Here is a 21918-nt window from a genome sequence, read left to right on the forward strand (position 1 = left end):
ATGAAAAAACGAACTTTCCATTATGGAAGTTCGTCGGCATTTAATCTATGGATTTCAATGTGTCTAGCAATAGCTTTTCAAGTAAATCTTCACTCGTTACAGAACGAATCATAGCTTGCATGTATTCTTCGCGATTGATTTTGTCGTATGTCCATAGGAATCCTTTCGACTTTGCGAAAGATTGTAAGAAGATACGAATTGTACGACCGTTGCCTTCACGAAATGGATGTAACATGTTCAGCTCTGATTTGAAAAAAGCTAATCTTTTGGCGGCATATTCAAGATTGTCCCAGGAGGGTTCATTGTCAAATTGCGCGAATAAATTTGAAGCGTATGCATTCATGTGTTGTAATTGGCAAAAAAGCGTACGGCCTTTCATCAACTGCACATCTCTGAATTGTCCTGCGAATGAGTAGATGTCTTGGAAAAGGTGACGGTGAAGTCCAACAAAATTAGTGCGCGAAAAAGCAGTGATGTTGTATGCACCTTGCTCAATTTGAGCTGCACGAATCGAAAAAGTAAACGCTTCAGCCTGCTCAAGCTCAGCAAAATCTGTAATACCTAACAGATTTGACTTTAAGAGATAATCGTCATTTTCAAATTCATTGTATTTCGCCATTTGCCAAAGCTTCCTTAATCAAAGCCGGAGTTACTGGTATACCGGAATTGACAATTTCAAGAGCTTTTTGTTGTAACGAATGACTAAGATGTAAGTTTTCGAGCTGCATATTTTTCAATACGCGGTTAAACTCAGGAGAATTTAATTGAATTTCCTTCACACTAAACGGCTCCTCTCTATACTCTTTAATTATAAGCTGTATAGCAGGATTTATCCACTAAATCAAGTAGATTTCTACTTACCAGTCCAGAATATTCACATTATAGCCCCAAAAATAACTATTTCTAACCTCTAAATTTGATAAGCTTAAATTAGAAATTTCAGAAGGCAAGAAATGTGGGGGATTCTAATGAGGATTTGGAAGAAGTATTCACTTCTATTAAGTGGTATAGGTATTTCCTTTTTTGGAAACTGGGTTTATTTAATTGCGTTAAATATATTGGTGCTCGATATGACAGGTTCTGCGGCGGCAGTTGCAGGGGTTTACATTGTCGGACCAATTGCTCGGTTGCTGACAAACTTCTGGGCAGGCTCCATCATCGATCGTGTTAACAAACGTAAATTAATGGTCCTAGCAGACGTCTTAAGAGGTTCGCTTATATTACTTGTTCCATTTCTCGATTCGCTATGGATTGTCTACGGTATCCTATTCATGGCTAATATAGCAGCCGCATTTTTTGGTCCAAGTTCAACCTTTTATATTACGAAATTTGTGTCTGAAACCGACCGAAGAAGCTTTAACTCAATCATGAGTATGATGAATTCAGGTTCATTTTTGATTGGACCGGCATTTGCCGGCGTACTAATTGCCTTAGTTGGTACAACGTGGTGTATAATTTTAAACGCAATTACATTCTTTTTCTGTGCATTTTGTATCGCAAAGTTGCCTGATGTAGGAGATGAAAACGTAGATCGACGAGAACCGATTACAGTGAAGATACTTGCTACAGATTGGCAGGTCGTAAAAGGGTTTGTTCAACAAGATCGTTACTTTATAAAAATCTATTTGCTATTCCAGTCTGCACTTATGGTTGCTTTTGCTTTAGATTCCCAAGAGGTCACATTTATTAAACAGGATTTAGCACAGTCGGACCAAATGTATGGGCTCATTGTTAGTATTACGGGTATTGGTGCATTAATAGGTGCAGCAGCTTCTGCTGCCTTTGCAAAACGCTTCTCATTGCAAATGTATCTAGCTATCGGAATGGTCTTTACAGCAGTAGGCTATTTATTGTTCTACAGTTCAGATAGTTTTTTGACGGCAACAGCAGCCTTTGTCTTTTTAGGTTTCTTTATGGCCTTTAGTAATGCTGGCTACGATACTTTTTATCAAAAAAATGTTCCGACTACGATCATGGGGCGTTTTGGGAGTTTAGCGTCGATGTTTCAAAGCAAACTGCAGATTGTACTCACTTTTATTTTAGGCGTAATTGGGGAATGGTTCTCTCTGCAAATGGCGGCAATTGGATTTGCGAGTATTGCAGTATTCATAACACTTTTACTTTGTATCCAAGTATTTAGCAAGCAGCATAAACATTATTATGAAGATGTTGATGGATAGGGAATACATGTATTTATACTTAGACAGGGGTGGTTACATGCTGTTAATACGATATTCAAATGAAACGGATTTAGCAGATATAACTTCTCTTATATCTGAATTAGGATATGAAACAACCGAAAATGAAGTAACAAGTAGATTATTCAAGTTGAATAGCAATCCAGATTATCATACGCTTGTCGCGGAAATTGATAATCAAGTTGTTGGGCTACTGGGTTTACATATTGGATTAGCATACGAATTTTCGGGTTGCTATGGAAGAATTATATGTTTAGTAGTGGATCAACAATATAGAAAAAACGGTATCGGTAAACAATTGATGGTAAGAGCAAAAGAAATTGTGATTGAGCAAGGTGGAAGTGCCATCATCTTAAACAGTGGAACTAGAACTGAGAGGAAAGATGCACACGAATTTTATATAAACAATGGCTTCACCGCTAAAAGTACAGGCTTTGTAATGAGGTTCAGCTGATTAATTAGTTGTACATGAAACAATGAGTTGAATAATTTAATAATTCGTTCTTTGACGAATGATGCTTTCAGCTATTTTCCTATCTTATTTTATGGTAAGGTGAGGAGTCAGTTTTTTTAGGGAGGAACAAAATGAATAATAATTTATATGATCAGCGTATTAAAATAATCAGTGCTTTTTTAATTGCTACGTTTATCGGGCTATTTAACGAAACGGCTTTGAATATGGCTTTTGTGCAATTGATTGCTGATTTTAACTCTGATGCACCAACCATTCAATGGTTAACAACGGGTTATTTACTAACACTTGGCGTGTTAGTACCGATATCAGCCATTTTAATGCAACGCTTTACAACTAGACAGTTGTTTGTAGCATCGCTAGTATTCTCGATTGTAGGAACGTTTATTGCAGCCATTTCACCAACATTTATCATCTTAATGTTGGGAAGAATTATTCAAGCAGCTGGTACAGCCATTATCTTACCGCTGATGATGCAGGTCGTTTTACTCGTTTATCCAATTAATAAACGTGGAGCGGCTATGGGGAAGATTGGGCTTGTTATCATTTTTGCACCGGCAATTGGGCCAACGATAGCTGGTTTAGTCATTGATCAGTTTTCATGGCACTATATTTTCTGGTTAAGCCTACCATTTTTAGTGTTTTCCCTATTTTTCGGTTTAAAGTTTATCCAAAATGTCAGCGAAGTAAAAATAGTGAAGTTCGATATCTTATCTATTATTCTTTCGACAATTGGTTTTGGCGGTATAGTCTACGGCTTTAGTATTTCAGGTAAACTTGGCACATTTATGTCAACAGAAGTACTTGTATCAGTAGGTATCGGTTTACTTTCCTTAGTACTATTTGGATTCCGACAAACGAAAATGGAACAACCGATGCTGAATTTAAGTGTATTTACATTCCGCATGTTCAACATGGGCCTTGCTATCATAATGATTTGTATGATGATGATTTTATCGACGATGGTATTACTACCTATTTATTTACAAAACATTTTACTGTTAACACCTGTCATTGCAGGTTTAGCGTTATTACCGGGCGGAGTTATCAATGCCTTTATGTCAGTTATAGCAGGGAATATGTTTGACCGCTTCGGTCCACGTGTGATGGTACCTGGTGGACTATTTATGGGCATAATTGCGTTGTTTGCACTACGTACAATTGACGGTACGACATCTGTCTATTTTGTCGTTGCATTCCATATTATTATGTTTGTCGGTATCACATTAACGATGATGCCTGCACAAACAAATGGGTTAAATCAGCTTCCTAAGCAGTTGTATCCTGATGGAACAGCCATTATGAATACGTTGCAGCAGGTTTCCGGTGCGATCGGTACAGCAGTCGCAATTACAATTATGTCGATTAGTACAGCGAATTATGTGAATGAAAACGGCAATACAGTAGCAGCACAGCTAGAAGGATCGATTCAAGGTGTTCAAAATTCGATAACATTTGGGTTAATCATTGCCATCATTGGTTTTGTGTTATCACTATTATTACGTAATGTAAGACAAGGGAAATGAGCTTGAAAAAACCGTCTTAAAAGTGCTGTGAATGACTTTTAAGACGGTTTTTTATAATTAAACCCTACATTAATTAAATGCAGCAGAAGATCTAAGGCGGGCTTTATATGGCTTGTCTTTTTTATATGACTTTAAAAGCTGGCAGAATAGCCCTATTTATCGTTCCAGCACAATTTGTTGTAAATATGCTTATTTGGAATAAAGGCATCCTTAACGAGCTTTAAAGAGGCACAGAGCGCATCGTGTATCCGTTTGGTTGCTGAAGACAAGTTTGTAACCATCTAAAGGCTTTTGAATATGGATTAGTTAATATATCTTTAGCGATGAAAATCGAACGTCCGGTGTGAACAGGAGGAAAAGGGGGTGATAACTTCAAATTTTTACCAATGTGTATTAATTAAGATATATTCCATCTGTTTAATTGAGCGCCAGCTCATGTTATAATGATTAACTTAGGATAATTGTATGCGAAGAAAACCCTCCGCATAGCGATAAAATTTGGAGGTATAAGAGAATGAAAAAACAATGGACGATTGGTAAAATTAAAGAATTTGTTGAGAAAAATTCAGAAAGTATTTTGCAAACGACGGAATATCACGGTTTTTCTCAAAAGTTACTATTTAAATGCGCATGTGGTAGCACCTTTGAAAAATCATTTACGAAATTTAAAAATAATAACCAACGTAAATGTGACGTGTGCCAACCGCCAAAAGCGACACGATAACGTATAGCAAATAAACGAAGTGCCGATTTCTTTAATAGAGAAGTTGGCACTTCGTTTGCTTTATAGTGGGAATATAAGACGAAAGATGATTGAAAGTTATAAGGCTTAGCTAATATTATTAGATAATGGAATAAATAAGATACAACAAATGGATCCGTAGATTTTGTACAAATAAATGAGCCAAGAAAGTCAAAATTTATTTGAATTTCTTGTTTAAAAAACTGTATAAAAGTATCGATTTTGATTGTCATTTTCGATTAGTTTTTATATTTCCGTATAAACGTGTAAATTTCCATTTTATCTCACTGTTTCAAGTATACTTATTCAATGAAACACAACTACCGATAATATATATTATGACGGGGGCGTTGTATGAATTAGAGAAATAGATGCTTCCTATCACTCAACCCTAAATCTATAACTGTTTTTCTTTACATTTTCAATATCGATATTCCCTACACTATATTCGATGACATCATTAATGAATAAGTTATTTTTTTTAGCAAACACCTTCGTACTTTCTAATAACTCTTTATCATAGGTTGTTTTGTATTGAACTCGATCTTTAGGTCTGGACTCTTTATTAAATGAAATCACGTCTTGTATCAAAACTGCTTGTAAACCACTCTCAATTAAATAATTGACATGTGTATTATTTGCTGCAGCCATTAATTTTAAAGACTCTAGAATTGATTCACTAATATTAGTTCTAAATTTAATTCTTGAAACATCTGTTGTATGAATTAAATTTCCATCTGCCAATTTCCACAAAGTAAAAGCACTCCTATCTGGCTATCCATATTGCTAATAATCTATCCGTTGAGACATTCGTTGTCTTTTGTAAAAAATAAAATTATCAGTTGTTGCATTAGTATATAAAATTTCCGCAAGTTTTGGAAGCTCGTATTTGCCTTTTACCCAAATACGATAAATAGGATTTCCAGCCGGACTTACTGTTATTGTGAGTTCTGACCGTAATTGCCATGATTGAAATACGGTCAATAGCCCAGCTGCAAAATCCTGACTGCCTGATGTGACATTCATAACGTAACCTGTTTTTTGAACCCAGCCATCTCCGTCAATAACTCCTCTTACAAACGACGCTAAATATTCTTCTGGCACATTAGGAAATGGAACAGATAATGATTTATTAGAAATGATCCCCAGCATTTCAAGATCCTTTTTAATCTCCTTAGAATTAATGATTAAAGTCGGTGTGGTTTTTGTTGGTCCTGTAGCCGATAGCACATAATCTGCGTCCATATACTTGGCAATCAACTTAAGAATTCGTTCATCTTTTTGGGAGAAATAGATGCTATGAAATTGTTTGTTCACATGTCCATCTGTCACGAACAAGCCTAATACCCAAGCCATCTCATGTGTCCACACTTTAAAGTAGCCTTCGTTCACCTTATGCTTTCGAGGTTGGCCAGAGTATTGTTCTCGATTCATTAAAATCTCATGCTTATACATCACACCCCGAATTGCCCGATCAGATAGCCCAACAATTGGGCCCATTTCTTTAAATGACATGCCACTTTTGTATAATTTTATAATGACTTCGTCCGTCATACCTGGATTTCTCGGCATAGCCTTTACTCCCCTCCTTGTGGCTTTTTTGGTGAGCCCCTTCTTAATAATCGAACGATTTTTCGTTGATTAAATTCAATTGTAGATAGTTATTAATTCCAAACACTCAACAAAATATGCTCATTTATAGAGGTCAGAACAAATGTTCCATTATAGCTTTCCATACCCAAATTGAGAGTTTATAAACAAAAAAGTCTAGAATAACTTTTCTAGTTGCATAAAGTAGTGGTGATTTTGTTTGAAATATCGTTTTGGTTCTTCAAATTTTTTTGAACATTGTCTCTCACCTCTCAATTTTATCCCCCAACGAGAACAAGTGTTCAGTAGGCGTAATTTCGGCATTTATACTCTTAAAAGCGGATTTATCCTTCCATTTTAATCACGGATGTTCTCGTTTTCCACAAATAAATAGTAGTGCAAACCAAAGCTCTGGCCTACAACTAACAAATGTAGGATTTCTATAAGGATAAATTTCATCTGTCTTTTCGACATAAATCTATAAAAACGAAGCAGCATTGCCAAATAAGGTAATACTGCTTCGTTTTTATTGCAGGCATTTACTTTCGCCGCCTTATCATGAATTTGTGTAGCTACGAGCTGTAGAGCCGTGAATTCCTCCTTATAGGCACGTATATCCTTTTTGAATGTTTTCCGCTTGTGAACGGTCGTACGCCAGTCTGAGAGGTAGACTTAACGTCGTTAAGCTCCTTGTAGGTTAAAACTTTAAATGCTAACGTTTCCTCATTAGTGTACTTACTTTCAATTTCATTGAGCAAATATTACTTTCTTAGCTATAAGACAACTTTGTGCTTTTAATTGGCGTTCTTTTAATTCGCTACTTTAACCAACGCTTGCCGCCTTGTAACTATTAAGTGATTGGCATTAGTTGGATTAATGCTGTATGCTCCCCTATTTTAATTTCCGTTCCATCTATAACGTGGTCTTTCAAAAATAAACTCCGCATTAGTAAGTGTTCTTGTAGTAAAAACTCAAATTTTTCAATAACGACTTGTAGCGCTTCGTCTGTACTTACTACAATATCAATGCGCAGATTAATTGGTAACTGTAATTTCTTTCTGTACTCTTGTATCGCACGGATCAATTCACGGGCCATACCTTCTTGTATAAGCTCTTTCGTTAATGCAGTATCTAACGTTACCGTGTATTCCCCATTTGTTGCTGAAGAGTAGCCTTCTTTAGCAACCTTCTCGATGAGTACATCTTCAACCGTTACTTGTTCTAGCTCACCTGATGCTGTAATTATCTCTCCGTACCCTGCCTTTATGAACGCAATAGATTCTTCAATAGTTAATTGCTGAAGCCATGTATTGACGATATTTGATTGCTTACCAAACTTAGCACCTGATTTTTTAAAATCTAATTTTAGTTTTATTGCAGCAAACTGGCTTTCATCACTTACTTCATGGAATTGTTTTACGTTCAATTCCTCCATGATGATGTCTTGATAGGCCTCCCAGTTTATAGTTGACGTGGCACTAAGCACGGAAAGACTCGCTAAGGGCTGTTTTACTTTCAATGAAGTCGAATTTCGAATGCTTCTCCCTAATTCGACTACCTGGAGGACTGCATCCATTTCTTTTTCTAATTGTTCGTCTATCCTGTTTTCATCATAAGTCGGATAGTCTGAAAGGTGTACACTTTTACCCGTTAAGTTGAAATAGATATCCTCAGCAATGAATGGAGTTAAAGGTGCGATCAATTGGCTAGTTTTTGTCAAGACCTCATAAAGTGTCTGATAGGCCGCCGCCTTGTCAGGACTCATTTTAGTTGCCCAAAAGCGTTCTCGTGATCGTCTTACGTACCAATTGCTTAGCTCTTCAACTAATTTCGCGATTTCTCTGGCTGCATTCGTAAAATGGTAATTTTCCAAGTTCACATTGGCTACTTTAATGGTACTGTGCAAACGAGATAGGATCCAGTCATCTAATGTATTTTTTTCAACCACATAGTCATTTTGGGACTCATAACCGTCTAAGTTTGCATATAGGACGTAAAAACTATGCACATTGTCTAACCTATCGACTAATTTTGATTTTGCTTCTTGTACGATACGTTCTGAAAAACGTTTCGAGTTCCAAGGTGCGCTATCGACTACTAATGCCCATCTTAATGAATCTGCCCCATACTTTTGAATTAAATCTACTGGATCAAGAGCATTTCCTTTACTTTTAGACATCTTTTGACCATTTTCATCCAATATATGACCCAGTGATAATACACGTTTGTACGGGGATTTCCCTGTAAATAGCGTAGATACAGCCAGCAAGCTATAAAACCAGCCACGTGTTTGATCAATGCCTTCTATAACGATGTCAGCCGGGAATTGCTTGTTGAAAGTGTCACGATTTTCAAACGGATAATGATATTGAGCAAACGGCATGGAGCCACTATCGAACCAGACATCAATTACTTCAGGAGTTCTTGACATTTCTCCCTCGCAAACTGAACAACGAAGCTTGATTTGATCGACAGTTGGTTTATGCAAATCAAGCTCTGCAACTAGTGGATGAATGGAAAGATTCCGTAATTCTTCTATGCTTTTAGGTGCGTGCTCGTGATGACAATCGTCACATTGCCACACATTCAGCGGCGTTCCCCAATAGCGTTTACGACTAATATTCCAATCCACCATTTGCTCTAAGAAATTTCCAAATCTCCCTTGCTTGATATGATCAGGATGCCAAGTCACTCCATCGTTATTTTGGATGAATTGCTCTTGCAAAGCTGTTGTTTTGATAAACCAGTTGTCGTTTGCATAATACAATAGAGGCGAATCACAGCGCCAACAGTGAGGATAATTATGTTCAAATTTTTCTTTACTGTATAACAAGCCTTTATCAGCAAGGTAACGAATGATATCGACATCGCAGTCTTTGACAAAACGTCCTTGAAAAGGTGGAACCTCTGCAGTGTACTGCCCTTTTTCATCCACAACATTCACAAAAGAGAAACCATTTTCCTGTATTACTTGATAATCATCTTCCCCATATGCTGGTGCAATATGAACGATTCCTGTACCGCTGTCCTCCGTTACATAGTCAGCTTCCACTACTTTATGCCCGATGGCTACATGTACGAAATCAAACGGAGCAATATACGCCATGCCTTTTAGTTCCGCCCCCAGGTGAACAGATAGAACTTCATAATCGTTCTTTAACACTGTTGCAGCTAATGATTCTGCTACGATATAGACTTCATTCCCCTGTTGTGCACGAACGTACTTCATCGACGGGTGCACAGCTAACGCCACATTCGCAGGTAATGTCCATGGCGTTGTCGTCCAACTAAGAAAATACTCGTTGTCGCGATTACGAATCTTGAACTTAGCAGTTGCTGTTAAATCCTTCACCATTTTGTATTCTTGCGCGACTTCATGTGAGCTAAGCGAAGTTTGACAGCTCGGGCAGTATGGCGACACTCTATGGCCTTTATGCAATAACCCTTTACCATGAATTGTACCAAGGATATTCCATACACTTTCAATATAAGAATTGCTTAACGTGACATAAGGATTCTCCATGTCTACCCAATAGCCGAGTTGTTCAGTAAACGCACGCCATTGTTTTTCGTAGATAAAAACACTTTCTCTACATTTTTCAATAAAAGCTTCAACGCCATAATTTTCAATGTCACTCTTTCCGGAGATCCCTAATTGTTTTTCGACGCCTAATTCAACAGGCAATCCATGCGTATCCCATCCAGCTTTACGAAGGACTTGATGGCCCGTCATGGTTTTGTATCTGGCAACAATGTCTTTTATGGTCCGTCCTAATGCATGCCCGACATGCGGCAAGCCATTTGCTGTAGGTGGCCCTTCATAAAACACAAATGATGGATTTCCTTCTCTCGTTTCAATTGATTGCTCAAAAGTACAATGCTGTACCCATTGTTGTTGAATGCGCTCCTCACGTTGACGCACCGTTTCTTTTTCCATCTGATATCGCTCCATTCTATGGTTTTTAAAAACATACAAAAACCCGTCCCTATAGAAAGGGACGGGTTTAACCGCGATACCACCCTAATTCTATTGAAAACTCTCGTTTACCAATAGCACTAGCCACGTACAATCATACGCGTTCCTTTTAACGGTAGACACCCGTTCAAGCTTACTTGATTTCAGCTTGATTTCTCAGAGAGGATTTTCATGAATGAACTGAACACCGGCTTTCAGCATCTACCGGCTCTCTGGAGAACAGTTTCAATCGCTACTTTTTCTCGTCAACGAAAATGTATGCTTTTATTACGGATGATAATAGCATGAGTTGCGTTGAATTGTCAAACTATTATTACCGTTTATGGCTTCGGATTAATTGTCCATGCTAACCCAAACATCAGAAATGTGAATAGAAAAATGAAAACACATAAGGCAATTCCCCAAATAGCCGAAGAACTGGAGCTTTTCCTGTTAAACAACCCGAAAACACCGAGTACAAATCCAATGGAAGGAAGCGTCACTATAAAAAAGGAGGGAAATTCGTCGGAGTTTAATAACAGAGATGCATTTAAACCTGCTAGAGCGACTAAAGAGATAACGAAAGAGAGTAAGCCCGCTATTGCTGACCAATTTATAGTAACCTTTCTTCTATTTAGTTCCATAGTTTAACCTCCCCCACTTTAATCGCACGTACTTTATTATTCCCTTCCATATCCCTTAATTCTGAAGTAGATCCTGTAACAGTAGCAGCATATATACGGATTCCATTATCGTTAATGTACGAAATCCTTTCTTTAAGAGCCAGGGACTTAGCCCTCGCTATTTTCTCTGCTACAGCTTCATTTTTTTCGAGAAACGTTAACATTTCCATAAACACTTGTGCATTTGTTTTGTCTTCTCCGTTAAACGGGGACCACGTTGTATGATCAACTTGAGCTGGATAGCCGAGTGGTGTAATGGGGACTCCCTCTTGATCGACTTGCCTTTGCTCCAATCCAGTATCGACAGCTAACCATCGAATTTCGATATCCTGTCCTAGTAGCTCTTCCAACTCTTTTGGTGTCATTATTTCCGACATGGATACATGTACCTCGGCTACCGTACCTTCCGGAAGTCCATTTAAAATTGCCCATTGTGAATAAAGTGCTGCTGGAATAGGAACTTTTGGGTGAATTAGTGACTCCGTCTCTTTTGAAGGTATTTCAGGTAAAGGCCGCTCCAATACTAAATTTTTCTCCGAAAAAGCTGGTTTATCGAAAGCAAAGTATACATCGTAATCGCCTACTTTGTAATTTTCTCTGCCGATTTTTTTATAGATATCAAACATCATATTCATTGAAAAGAAACCGATATCCGTATTTATTCTCATTGGTTCTAGGCTCATATTCGGTTCAGTTACATAGATTGTACTGGTACCGACCTCAATCAAATTATTAGCCTTGCCGCCTGTCGCATAATACAAATAGGTTCCAAGCGTCATAACGGGGACGATTAAGAGAAGAATTGCGAGACTGACCATAATATTCTTTTTAGTTGCGGTGTTTCTACCTTTTTTGATAATTTGTTGTTGGTCGTTATAAGAAATTGTATGTGAAGCATTAAAATCTTGAATGGCTCGATTTAAAAAATCGTTATACCTTTCTTCATGATCATTCCTGTTGTCGTCTTTCATCCTCATTCCTCCTAACTATTATTTTTTCCATTACCTTTCTTCTTCCTCTCATTAAGTTGCTTTTGAAGGTGTTTAGTTTCATCTCAAGAATGGCTGCTGCTTCCTGGTACTTAAAATGATGTAAATCACACAATATCAATGCATGCCTTTCTTGATCCTTTAAGGAATGTATGTCTTTTAGTAACAGTATGAACCCTTCTTTTTCTACAAACTCATCCTCTGGAGTCTTCATAGTAAACGACAGACTTTCCTGAACATGTTCGCGAATAACAACCCTCTTATTCTTGCGATAATGGTCAATAAATGCATTGTGAGCTACTTTAAAAAGCCACGCTTTGATATTTGTAATTTCATAGTCCTCTAATTGCAAATAGGCACGATAGAAAGCTTCTTGTACTAAATCCTCTGCTGTGTGATGATCTTTTGAAAGAGAAAACAAATATCGGTATAGTTCATTTGTGTATTGCCTAAAAGCTTCATCAAGATTCACATTTGTTCCCCCTTTCAACAGAACCACGGCTAATGGTACTCAAAAGTTGCACGTTTTTAAATCTTCCTCTTTATTAAGGTTAAAGCTGTACTACTGAGGCATGAACTATTATCGATTTACTACATATGGATTTGACTGCTATGATCATTATCAGCAAGCGATCAAATAGCTGAAAACGGCTTAACCTTTAATTAACTCATTGATCAATACGAAGAGTTTATCAATATTTCATATATGGGGTTTTCCGAGTGATTGGGAACGTTTTTTATAAAAATAAGGTCCATTGCTATTTGATAGGCAATGGACCTTATTTCTTTTTTAGCTGTTGCTAATTTAACCTAAGTAATAGACAATCAAACGGCATTCCTTAATCAGCATATTTTCTTCCGCCGCCATTTATATTTCCCACTATTACTTAGTATCATTGAAGTCAATATTGAAATCTGATTTTATGATTGAGTACATATATAAATCATCGAATTTACCACAAGTATATTCATAGTGTCTTAGTAATCCCTCTCTTCTAAAGCCTTGCTTTTCTACTAATTTTTGTGAAGGGAAATTTGCAGGTTCAATTAAAGCTTCAATTCTTTCTAACTGAAAGTGTTGATAGCCATACTTAACAACGGCTTCCAATGCTTCACTAGCAATCCCTTTACCCCAGTAATCTTTGCTTAATTCATATCCGACTTCAGCTCGATGATGTTTGGTAAGCATATTAAGAAAGCCACAACTTCCTATAATCTCACCAGAATCTTTTAGCGTAATTCCCCATCTAATTCCTGTTCCTTCTTCGAATATCGATTTATACCATCTTATTTCATCCCAAACATCTTCTACAATTTGGCAAGGTGCTAACCCCATAGGTTCCACAACATCTTTATCAGAAAGATATTTAAACATATCAGTAGCATCCTTTATTGATACTTCTCTTAAGATTAATCTTCTTGTTTCAATTATAGGGAATTCTTTTCCCATTAAATTTACCTCCATTCAAGTTTCATCACATTTTATTGTAGATTCACCCCATTAATTAGAGAATCTACTCAGTATAGTCCGGTTGCAATAATTTAAATAAACCCAATTTGACGAGTACGGTGCCATTAACGTTATGGATACAATTGAGGATGAATTAAGCATCAAAAACCTTAAAAGGTTTACTATTTGAATAGAGTAGTATCATTTTAACGAATTGCCTTTTAAATAATCTTGCATCAACTCGTTCGAAATCTTCAAAGCTTCGGCCCTATTAGCAGCAGGCGCGGTTATCATTTGACCATTTTCAGATGTCCAACCACGATTAGTTTGGTCCGTCTCATCCTTTTGGAGTATGGTAATGGTAACTTCACTAAAATTACTATTCGTATAAAGTACCCCATAACCATATGTACCTGGACGTCCATCTTCGATATAACCATATACGATGTGTCCTCCACCGTTATCTAGAAACTTAATTTCTAACCCTCTTTGATCTTCTGGTACTGGTATCTTCTCGTGATCTATATCAATGGATCCTTTGAAGGTTTTGGAACCCGTGAGACTCTGCTGTAGCTTCCCATCAATATGAATAGTTATAGGCTTTGTGAAGTAAATATTTCCGGCTCCCAACTGATACTTGATCCCTTCTAAATTAACCGTAAATTGTTTTGGAAAAGTTTTCAAACTAAGGATTACACCGAACGTAATGGCAATTAGCAATGGAATCACAAAAAATTTAGTCTTCAATAAATAGCTCCTCTCCTTTGTCATATTGATTAAATAGTTCGCTAACTAAAATTATAAAAAGTCGCCTTTACATCATGTAAGGACGACTCCAGTTTATTATTTAGATTGTGTTAAGAGCATTAAAATGCTTTAACGTACATGAGTCTGGTAACTAACCCTATTTGTCTCTTTCAATTCTCGCATTGAACCCGCACCAATGCCGAACATTGCCATCCGAAGTTCCAATTCCCTTGTTTCCATCACTTCCAGGACATCCTTGGTAGATTGCGTAGCTTCCTTCAGAATCGATCTGCCGAATCCGACTATATCTGCACCTAGTGCAATGGCTTTGGCTCCATCTAGGCCGGTATGCATTCCTCCGCTTGCAATTATTGGTTGATTGCCAATTGTATCTCTCACTGAAGTAATACATTCGACTGTCGGGATTCCCCAATCACTGAACGCTTCCGCTGCTTTTCTCTTCACAGCAGATGTTGAACGGAACTTTTCGACCTGACTCCATGATGTGCCGCCTGCCCCCGCTACATCGATAAAGGAAATCCCCGCATCGCATAATCGCTTAGCAGTTGCCCCGTCGATTCCCCAACCGACTTCCTTTACACCAACTGGCACTTCCAACTCACTACAAAGTCGTTCTATTTTCTTCAATAAATCTTTGAAATCCGTATTTCCTTCCGGTTGAATCACTTCCTGAATACTGTTCAAATGAAGGACGAGTGCATTTGCCTCTGTTATGTCAATGATTTGGAGACATTCATCTATCCCGAAGCCATAGTTAAGCTGAACCGCACCTAAATTAGCGATTATAGGAATGCTCGGTGCATATTTTCTTACTTGAAAAGAGGATCGATGTTCCGCACTTTCAATCAGTGCGCGCGTCGAACCCAAAGCCAATCCCCAACCTCTTTCTTGCGCAGCTTCAGCAAGGTTTCGGTTGATTGTTTCTGCAAAAGCCGCCCCGCCGGTCATCGAACTAATAAGAAAGGGTGTTTTGCAATCATGACCTAAAAATGTCGTGTCAATTGATATATCACTAAAATTGATTTCAGGCAACGCATTATGGATAAATCTAACCTTTTCGAAGCCGGTTGTAATAGTGTCACCCGTTACATGCTCATTCAATGTAATTTGAATATGCTCTGATTTTCTTTGGTTAATTGGTCCCGTCATTTGAAAACACTCGCCTTTCCCCTTGGCGTTAATGAGTACTCATTAATCACTTTATTTAATAGAAGTCACCGTATTGCTCTGGAGCCTCGTGTAATGTCCATATTAGTCATCCGTACCTCTCGCGTACCATTTCGGAATAAGTAACTTAAAATCATCAAATTGATCCATTGTGAACACCGTGTATTTTTTAAACTTTTCTTGTTGATTTAGTGCAATTTCATTAGACCATACTTCAGCCGAGAGGATATGGATAGCAGCATACAGCCTATGTAATTCCCAGAAATTCTTTGGAATGGGATTGTTATTATGATAACCATCTAATACACCACGCGAATAAGTAATACTCACTGGGACATTAAAATATTCCATTTTGTAAAACTCATTCACAGCATCTCCATAAGTAATCTTTTGCATATCAATCAAACCTGTGAACTGATCATCTTGAATTAAGATGTTCCCTGGATGAAAATCGTAATGTTGGATGTGACTAGGACGTCCCTTTAACAAATGCAAATGTCCCTGCACAAAGCTTAAAACTCGAAGATATCTCCCATTTTGACCAGCGATTTTTTCATATCGCGGAGAGAGTAGTTCTACACGCCTCGTCCAACGTTCTTCCCAGGTTGGAGAATCAATGGGAGCTGGAATACTATGCATATTCCGAAGTGTTTGTCCGACTTGTTGTCCAATTTTATACTGTAACGCATCACTTCTTGTTGAAAGTACTATCTCCCCATTTTCTCCAGCAATGTAATCTAAAATCATGTATGCATGTCCCTTGTGTAATGCTACTTCGTACACATACGGAATGCGAGGGTCAATTGCATGAACCGCATTTGTTAAAAATGCCTGCTCTTCTAACTGCTTAACATCGATAGTTGGTGAAATGCGTAATAAATACTTCTCATCAACACACCACTTCACATCAGTTGAAAATCCTTTGTTGATTAACTTATAAGACGAACTATTTTTTAAAAAAGGTATATCAGTAAAACCCATCTTCTTCACTCCTTTAGCCGTATATGAAAAAAGATACGTTCAGGAACACACACTTGTAAGCTACCACATATTTTGATCATATGAATACGTGTGGAAATTGAGAGAATGCGACTTTCAGGGGGAGCCGATTTTAAAGAAGTAGTTTTGTTACCAGGTATCTATTATAATCTATTGCTTTCTTTAAATAGTCGTTTCTACCGTTAGATCCCTAATGATGAGACAATTGTAGGGCTCCAACTTTTAATGTTCAATCACCTCATTTTACCATTAGTTTATTATATTTCTACAAAATTATTATACTATTCGGGCTAAACAAGAAAAACCAGATGCCCATAAGTATCTAAGGCTTCCGGTTTTCTCACCTATTTTGTTAGTAATTTCACTTCTCCGATCCCCTCTAAAACAAAAGTTATTTTTGCTGCATTGTGATAGGCTGTTATCGGGAAATTTGCTGCAATAATAGTTTGATTATTTTGTTCATCCATATTAAACCCGTCTGTTAAATACTCATTACCATCCTTATCGATAAACTTCATCGAGTGTGAAAATGGACTTTCATTGTCAAATATTTCGTCCACCGAAAAGATGAGATTTAAAGATGTTGGACTTGCCTTGGCGGAAGAAACTTGAATGATTGACGATGGATCATCCATCGTATATTCAATAATCGTCATCGGCTTACCCATATCCTGATTCATAATAGCTAAATCCCATTTGCCATCAATTTTCTTGAGGGTCTCAAACGCAAAAACACGGAAAACATTTATGCTTTCTATTTCGACAACAGCATCCTGAAGACAAGGGAGCATCCCCTTGTTGGAATCAATGATGACATCAAATTGAACTTTCCCAGTTTTCGCATTTAGTATTGGATTATGCATAGCAATACCTGAGGCATCATATTTATTGGTACCTTTTAAAGGCTTTGTATCTGGAATAAATTCATCAACGTACTCGCCATCTCCATTTTTTAAACGGAAATCCATTGTAACATCTGTCACATCAGCATCAAGAATTCTCGGGTCTTCAAATTCTAGTTGAAAACTCATCCCAATTTTATTAGCATCAGAAAAGTTTTGCTGTAGTGTTATGGTGACATCTTGATCTGAGGCAGAGCTATTGCTGTCTTGTGCAAAGCCTTCGTCCAGAGCTCGTTCGATTCCTTTATCTCCAAACTTAAAGAATTCATTGATGTTGGCGATGACACGCTCGTTGGTCAGCAAAATACCAGTAAATAACAACGCACAAGCAGCCGCAGTGACCCTTTTCCAAATGAAACGGTTTTTTTTCATTTTGGATTGTGTTCTAATACTAGCATAGGTGCTATCTAATGATTTCCGTACGGCCGACGGTATTTCCTTCTCTTCAGTCATCGCCTGTTTAAATTCCTTTTTGAAGTCAGTTTTCATTGATAAACACTCCCTCGCTTTTATAGTAATTATTTCTCAATAGCGTCTTTCCTCTGGACAGTCTTGATTTAATATTCCCTTCCGGCTCTTTTAAAAATGCACCGATTTCTTTTGAGTTCAAACCGACAATATAATATAAGATAAATGCTATTTTATAATCTTTGTTTAAACTATTTAGTGCATCCTCAAGTTCCAATTTTTGAAAATCATCGTGAAGCTGTTCTGGCAGCACATCGACATCAATCGTTGAAAAATGATTGTGTTTATTTAATACGCTATTGCATTGATTGATGAGTATTTTACAAATCCACGTATTGAAGTACGCATCATTTTTCAGCGTATGTAATCTTTCATAAGCTGATAGAATCTCTTCCTGCATCGCATCAGCAACATCCTCATCATTAGTTAACATCCTGCTAGCCATTCTGTACAAGACATCCTCGTATTGCTGTACGAGCGCAACAAATGCCTCTCCATCTCCCTTTTTAGCCTTCTTGAGCAAGACTTTTACTGATTCCATGTAGGCACCTCCTTTCTTATTCCTTATTTGCTATTCAATAGATTAGATAAGGAATGCATCCGATTAGTTGCATTGGGAAATTATTTTCTCTTAAATTGTTTGTCTACAAACATATTGGTCAATCAATAAAAGCACCTCACCCAACTGGTGAAGTGCTTTAGTTTCTTCCTTATTTTATCATGCCTAGCATTTCTTACGATACGATATCTCTCTTTTTCTCGCGCTTCCAAAGGTAATTGATAAAGAGTACACTTACGACAACCATCGTATTATACGCTGTCGGAGCCAGCCATTGTGGATTCCAAATCAAAATGAAATACTTGATCAATGGTCTCATTCCAAAAATGAGCATCCCAATAATGAATGGGATTTGAATGCCAATCAAGGCCATCGTATTCGGAACAATACTTGAGAAAGACATGGCCAATAATCCAAATACAAAACCTACTACATAAATTGCAGCCACAGTAAGCCATATATACTGGTAAAATGTCGGGTCGTACCAGGATTCGTTTCCGATAAATGTATTCATCCCTATGTCAAAATACATAGATGTTTTATTCAATGAATAGATACTGAAATAGACAGTAAGCAAAGAGGTAATGACAATAAAAGTAGCCACTAATCCAGCAAGAATTTTCGTCTTATAGAGATTCCGTCCTTTTTTAGACGTGTATTGCAAGGCAAGCAGCTGTCTCGAACGGTCCCTCAAAATCATCGGTGATATTACCAATACGACACTGAACAGGATAGCGATTGCCACATTCGTAATGAATTCTCTAAAGTTTTCAATCGCTACTGATGGATACACTCCATATTTTTCGGCAGCAATCAATTCCTTATAACGCTTTTCTTGTTTGGCATTATCAAAGCCTGGAAGTACTTCCTTCATTTCATAAAACTCGATTAATCTCTCTCTTTCTTGAAGTTCCCAGAATGTATCGACCTTGTCCTCGTGATACACATTATTGCGAAGTTGGTACACTTCTTCTGACGAACTCCCCCAGTCATACGTATTAAATTTTTCATATGAATCAATGCCTGCATCCACAAATCCTTTCAAGGGCTGTAGGTATTGGTCAGCTTCCTTCACCTGTAAATCGTATACTTCCTTAAAATCAAGAAATTCCTCATCATCCATCTGTGTTCCATATTTATCGATCATTTCGACCCCAATATCGTACGAATATATCCCACTTCCATTCGGGAAATACTCAATATAAAATTCGATCCGCAAAAAAAAGACTACGCTATTGACGAGAACAAGTAAAAACATCATTTTCCATGTCAAGATTTTCTTTAATTCATTCCACAAAATCCGCATTACCTTCTCCCCTTAATGGATATCCATTTTGTTGAACCATTTCAATGAAAAAACACAAAGAACAATCGTGATAATCGTCCAACATACGGCGGTCATCCATTCAAAGTTCTTGAACATGAAGAGACCGCTGCTTCCCATGAACGATGCAGGTATATTCATCACAAGTATCGATAAATTATATCCTGTGATGAATAGCAGATTTGAAGAAGTTGGCATGAAGCCGGGTATAAGTAACGCAAGGACAAAAAAAATAGCCATTAGTATAGAGGTGACATAGCTGTTTTTCACAAGCGTTGTCAATGCAAACGTCAGACCCGAAAATAACAACATGGTGATGTACACAATGACAACCACCCCAGCTAAAAAAAAGCCTATTGACAAATCCCACCAAGCAACATGCGGAAAATTATACTCCCAATTGAACGCACTACTAATAGAGCTTCCCCATAAGTTTGTATAATCGAAAACCGTGAAATAAATGCTAAGTGTGATGACCAGAATAAATGTCGTGAGCAACGCCGCCGTCAAGACTGAAGCGCCAAGCTTGTCCTTCATTAAGCGCCTACCCCTCGGTGTGCCATATGTAACAAGATGCGTTCTATTTTCAAATTCGTAATTCGTAATAAGTACAGTTGATAGGATAATTAACATCAACGCTTCTATGATAATATGCAGGAATACAGTTTTAAAAAGAAATTTGTGCATGAAATACGCATTCCCTGCAAAAAACCACTCTTTATGCTCCTCGTTCTGTTTCATTTCCTCGAAACGCTTTGAAAATTCTTCATATTCATTCCGAAGTGTCTTCGCCGCATTGCCACTCACTTTAGTTTGCGTGATTGTCTCTTCCGCAACCTTTTTCAAATCAATTCTGGTATATTTGCCATCAATTTCGTTCGCCATGCCCAAGTACATTTCTTTCAAACGCAGTTGTTCGATGAACTGCCAGTCACTCTCACTATAAAGCTCATGATCTTCATAATTCAATCCATCTAAAAATTCATGGACACTACTCAATTCCTGCCCTATTATTTTTTCTAACTTCACAAGGTCAACTTGAAGATCCTTCTCGAATTGATTCAATGACAGGTCCGTAATTTCCCTACCATAGTTTTCAACTAACCGATTTGCGACCTTGAGCTCATCTTTGAAGTAGGAATTATTCACAATCAAGAAAATATTGAATGCTGTAAATAGAAGGAGAAGTCCCACAAGTATCGGTGACAACAACGCTTTTTTGCATTCATGCCATACGATTCGGATATCCATCACACACCCAACTGTATATCATCTCGGTATTCATATAAAAACACATCTTCTAACTGCGGAGATATGGGTATCCAGTTTGCCTCTACTTTCCCTTTATGGATGAAACGAATGACCATCGATCCCCGATCCTGCTTTTCAGATAATAGAACATACTGTTTCCGGAACGATTCCATTTGTTCAAAGGGAATGGTCGTCTCAAAGACATGACCGTCTAGTGTAGCGCAAATGTTTTCAACTGAATCTTTATAGAGTAGTTGTTGATTTTTAATCATAATGATTTCATTGGCAATCGTTTCGACATCTGACACGATATGTGTAGAAACAATGACCAATCGTTCTCTTGCAAGTTCAGTCAGTAAATGACGGAACCGAGCACGTTCTTTAGGATCAAGTCCAGCTGTCGGTTCGTCCAAAATAAGGATTTTTGGGTCATTTAACAGTGACTGGGCAATCCCAACACGCTGAATCATCCCACCTGAAAATTTCTTCATCTTTTTATTCGTGACCTCACTCAATGCAACTTTTTCTAGCAACTCATCAATCTTGGCTACAGCTTCTTTTTTTCCAATGCCCTTTAACGCAGCTAAATAAAGTAAATATTGCTTCGGTGAGTAATTTTTATAGTAACCAAACTGCTGTGGCAAATAACCTAGTAACGAACGGTAGTCTTCATCCATCGCAACAATATTCAGACCGTTATACAGAATTTCCCCTTTACTGGGCGAAATCAATGTTGCCAGCATTTTAATCAACGTCGTTTTCCCCGCACCATTTGGGGCGAGTAACCCATATAGCCCATTTGTAAACTCCAAATCTATATTTTCAAGTGCAATAAAACTACCGTACTGTTTGCTGACATCTTTCACAATAATCAT

General features: G+C 37.6%; 21 protein-coding genes and 1 other annotated feature. Of the genes, 4 read left to right on the plus strand and 17 right to left on the minus strand.

Annotated elements, in window-relative coordinates; translation table 11 throughout:
• Window positions 1–40: 40 nt before the first annotated feature.
• Together FQ087_RS05525 and FQ087_RS05530 are read right to left on the minus strand one after the other, a co-directional pair.
• Complete coding sequence (locus tag FQ087_RS05525) at window positions 41–619, minus strand: Fic/DOC family protein (RefSeq protein WP_149579512.1); 579 nt, start codon at window positions 617–619, stop codon at window positions 41–43.
• Complete coding sequence (locus tag FQ087_RS05530) at window positions 603–779, minus strand: Zn-dependent hydrolase (RefSeq protein WP_149579513.1); 177 nt, start codon at window positions 777–779, stop codon at window positions 603–605. The genes FQ087_RS05525 and FQ087_RS05530 overlap by 17 nt, the downstream gene beginning before the upstream one ends.
• A gap of 189 nt (window positions 780–968) precedes the next feature.
• Between FQ087_RS05530 and FQ087_RS05535 the strand changes: the two genes are divergently transcribed.
• From FQ087_RS05535 to FQ087_RS05550, 4 genes are all read left to right on the plus strand, one after another.
• Window positions 969–2180, plus strand: coding sequence for an MFS transporter (locus FQ087_RS05535; RefSeq protein WP_149579514.1), 1212 nt, complete (start codon window positions 969–971; stop codon window positions 2178–2180).
• Window positions 2181–2217: 37 nt separating this feature from the next.
• The gene (locus FQ087_RS05540) at window positions 2218–2652 is read left to right on the plus strand and encodes a GNAT family N-acetyltransferase (RefSeq protein ID WP_255452154.1); all 435 of its coding nucleotides are present in this window, start codon (window positions 2218–2220) and stop codon (window positions 2650–2652) included.
• A 131-nt stretch (window positions 2653–2783) separates the two neighbouring features.
• On the plus strand, window positions 2784–4196 hold the full coding sequence (locus FQ087_RS05545; protein WP_149579515.1) for an MDR family MFS transporter: 1413 nt from the start codon (window positions 2784–2786) through the stop codon (window positions 4194–4196).
• A gap of 514 nt (window positions 4197–4710) precedes the next feature.
• Window positions 4711–4920, plus strand: coding sequence for a hypothetical protein (locus FQ087_RS05550; RefSeq protein ID WP_149579516.1), 210 nt, complete (start codon window positions 4711–4713; stop codon window positions 4918–4920).
• Between the two features lie 399 nt (window positions 4921–5319).
• On the opposite strand, the gene FQ087_RS05555 is transcribed toward FQ087_RS05550, so the two are convergent.
• From FQ087_RS05555 to FQ087_RS05625, 15 genes are all read right to left on the minus strand, one after another.
• The gene (locus tag FQ087_RS05555; protein WP_149579517.1) at window positions 5320–5691 is read right to left on the minus strand and encodes an rRNA methyltransferase; all 372 of its coding nucleotides are present in this window, start codon (window positions 5689–5691) and stop codon (window positions 5320–5322) included.
• 33 nt (window positions 5692–5724) lie between these two features.
• On the minus strand, window positions 5725–6510 hold the full coding sequence (locus tag FQ087_RS05560; protein ID WP_149579518.1) for an LAGLIDADG family homing endonuclease: 786 nt from the start codon (window positions 6508–6510) through the stop codon (window positions 5725–5727).
• A gap of 868 nt (window positions 6511–7378) precedes the next feature.
• A complete protein-coding gene (gene ileS / locus FQ087_RS05565; RefSeq protein ID WP_370456034.1) occupies window positions 7379–10465 on the minus strand; it encodes an isoleucine--tRNA ligase in 3087 nt (1028 codons plus the stop codon).
• Between the two features lie 54 nt (window positions 10466–10519).
• Window positions 10520–10762 (minus strand) — a binding site (T-box leader).
• A 62-nt stretch (window positions 10763–10824) separates the two neighbouring features.
• Window positions 10825–11127, minus strand: coding sequence for a hypothetical protein (locus FQ087_RS05570; RefSeq protein WP_149579519.1), 303 nt, complete (start codon window positions 11125–11127; stop codon window positions 10825–10827).
• Window positions 11118–12137 (minus strand): anti-sigma factor, encoded by a 1020-nt coding sequence (locus tag FQ087_RS05575; RefSeq protein WP_149579520.1) that lies wholly within the window; start codon window positions 12135–12137, stop codon window positions 11118–11120. The genes FQ087_RS05570 and FQ087_RS05575 overlap by 10 nt, the downstream gene beginning before the upstream one ends.
• Entirely contained in the window at window positions 12115–12627 is a 513-nt protein-coding gene (locus tag FQ087_RS05580; protein ID WP_149579521.1) for a sigma-70 family RNA polymerase sigma factor, read from the minus strand. The genes FQ087_RS05575 and FQ087_RS05580 overlap by 23 nt, the downstream gene beginning before the upstream one ends.
• 411 nt (window positions 12628–13038) lie before the next feature.
• A complete protein-coding gene (locus FQ087_RS05585; protein ID WP_149579522.1) occupies window positions 13039–13605 on the minus strand; it encodes a GNAT family N-acetyltransferase in 567 nt (188 codons plus the stop codon).
• A 201-nt stretch (window positions 13606–13806) separates the two neighbouring features.
• Complete coding sequence (locus FQ087_RS05590; RefSeq protein ID WP_149579523.1) at window positions 13807–14352, minus strand: hypothetical protein; 546 nt, start codon at window positions 14350–14352, stop codon at window positions 13807–13809.
• 129 nt (window positions 14353–14481) lie between these two features.
• Window positions 14482–15522, minus strand: coding sequence for a type 2 isopentenyl-diphosphate Delta-isomerase (gene fni, locus FQ087_RS05595; protein WP_149579524.1), 1041 nt, complete (start codon window positions 15520–15522; stop codon window positions 14482–14484).
• Between the two features lie 102 nt (window positions 15523–15624).
• The gene (locus FQ087_RS05600; protein WP_149579525.1) at window positions 15625–16521 is read right to left on the minus strand and encodes an aminoglycoside phosphotransferase family protein; all 897 of its coding nucleotides are present in this window, start codon (window positions 16519–16521) and stop codon (window positions 15625–15627) included.
• A 362-nt stretch (window positions 16522–16883) separates the two neighbouring features.
• The gene (locus tag FQ087_RS05605) at window positions 16884–17930 is read right to left on the minus strand and encodes a DUF4179 domain-containing protein (RefSeq protein ID WP_149579526.1); all 1047 of its coding nucleotides are present in this window, start codon (window positions 17928–17930) and stop codon (window positions 16884–16886) included.
• Window positions 17920–18450 (minus strand): RNA polymerase sigma factor, encoded by a 531-nt coding sequence (locus FQ087_RS05610; protein WP_149579527.1) that lies wholly within the window; start codon window positions 18448–18450, stop codon window positions 17920–17922. Before FQ087_RS05610 ends, FQ087_RS05605 begins: the two co-directional genes overlap by 11 nt.
• A gap of 193 nt (window positions 18451–18643) precedes the next feature.
• Entirely contained in the window at window positions 18644–19774 is a 1131-nt protein-coding gene (locus FQ087_RS05615) for a hypothetical protein (protein ID WP_149579528.1), read from the minus strand.
• Between the two features lie 12 nt (window positions 19775–19786).
• Entirely contained in the window at window positions 19787–21043 is a 1257-nt protein-coding gene (locus FQ087_RS05620) for a hypothetical protein (protein WP_255452155.1), read from the minus strand.
• Window positions 21043–21918, minus strand: a complete 876-nt coding sequence (locus FQ087_RS05625) for an ABC transporter ATP-binding protein (protein ID WP_149579529.1) — start codon at window positions 21916–21918, stop codon at window positions 21043–21045. The genes FQ087_RS05620 and FQ087_RS05625 overlap by 1 nt, the downstream gene beginning before the upstream one ends.

The organism is Sporosarcina sp. ANT_H38, from assembly GCF_008369195.1.
Classification (GTDB): Bacteria; Bacillota; Bacilli; order Bacillales_A; family Planococcaceae; genus Sporosarcina.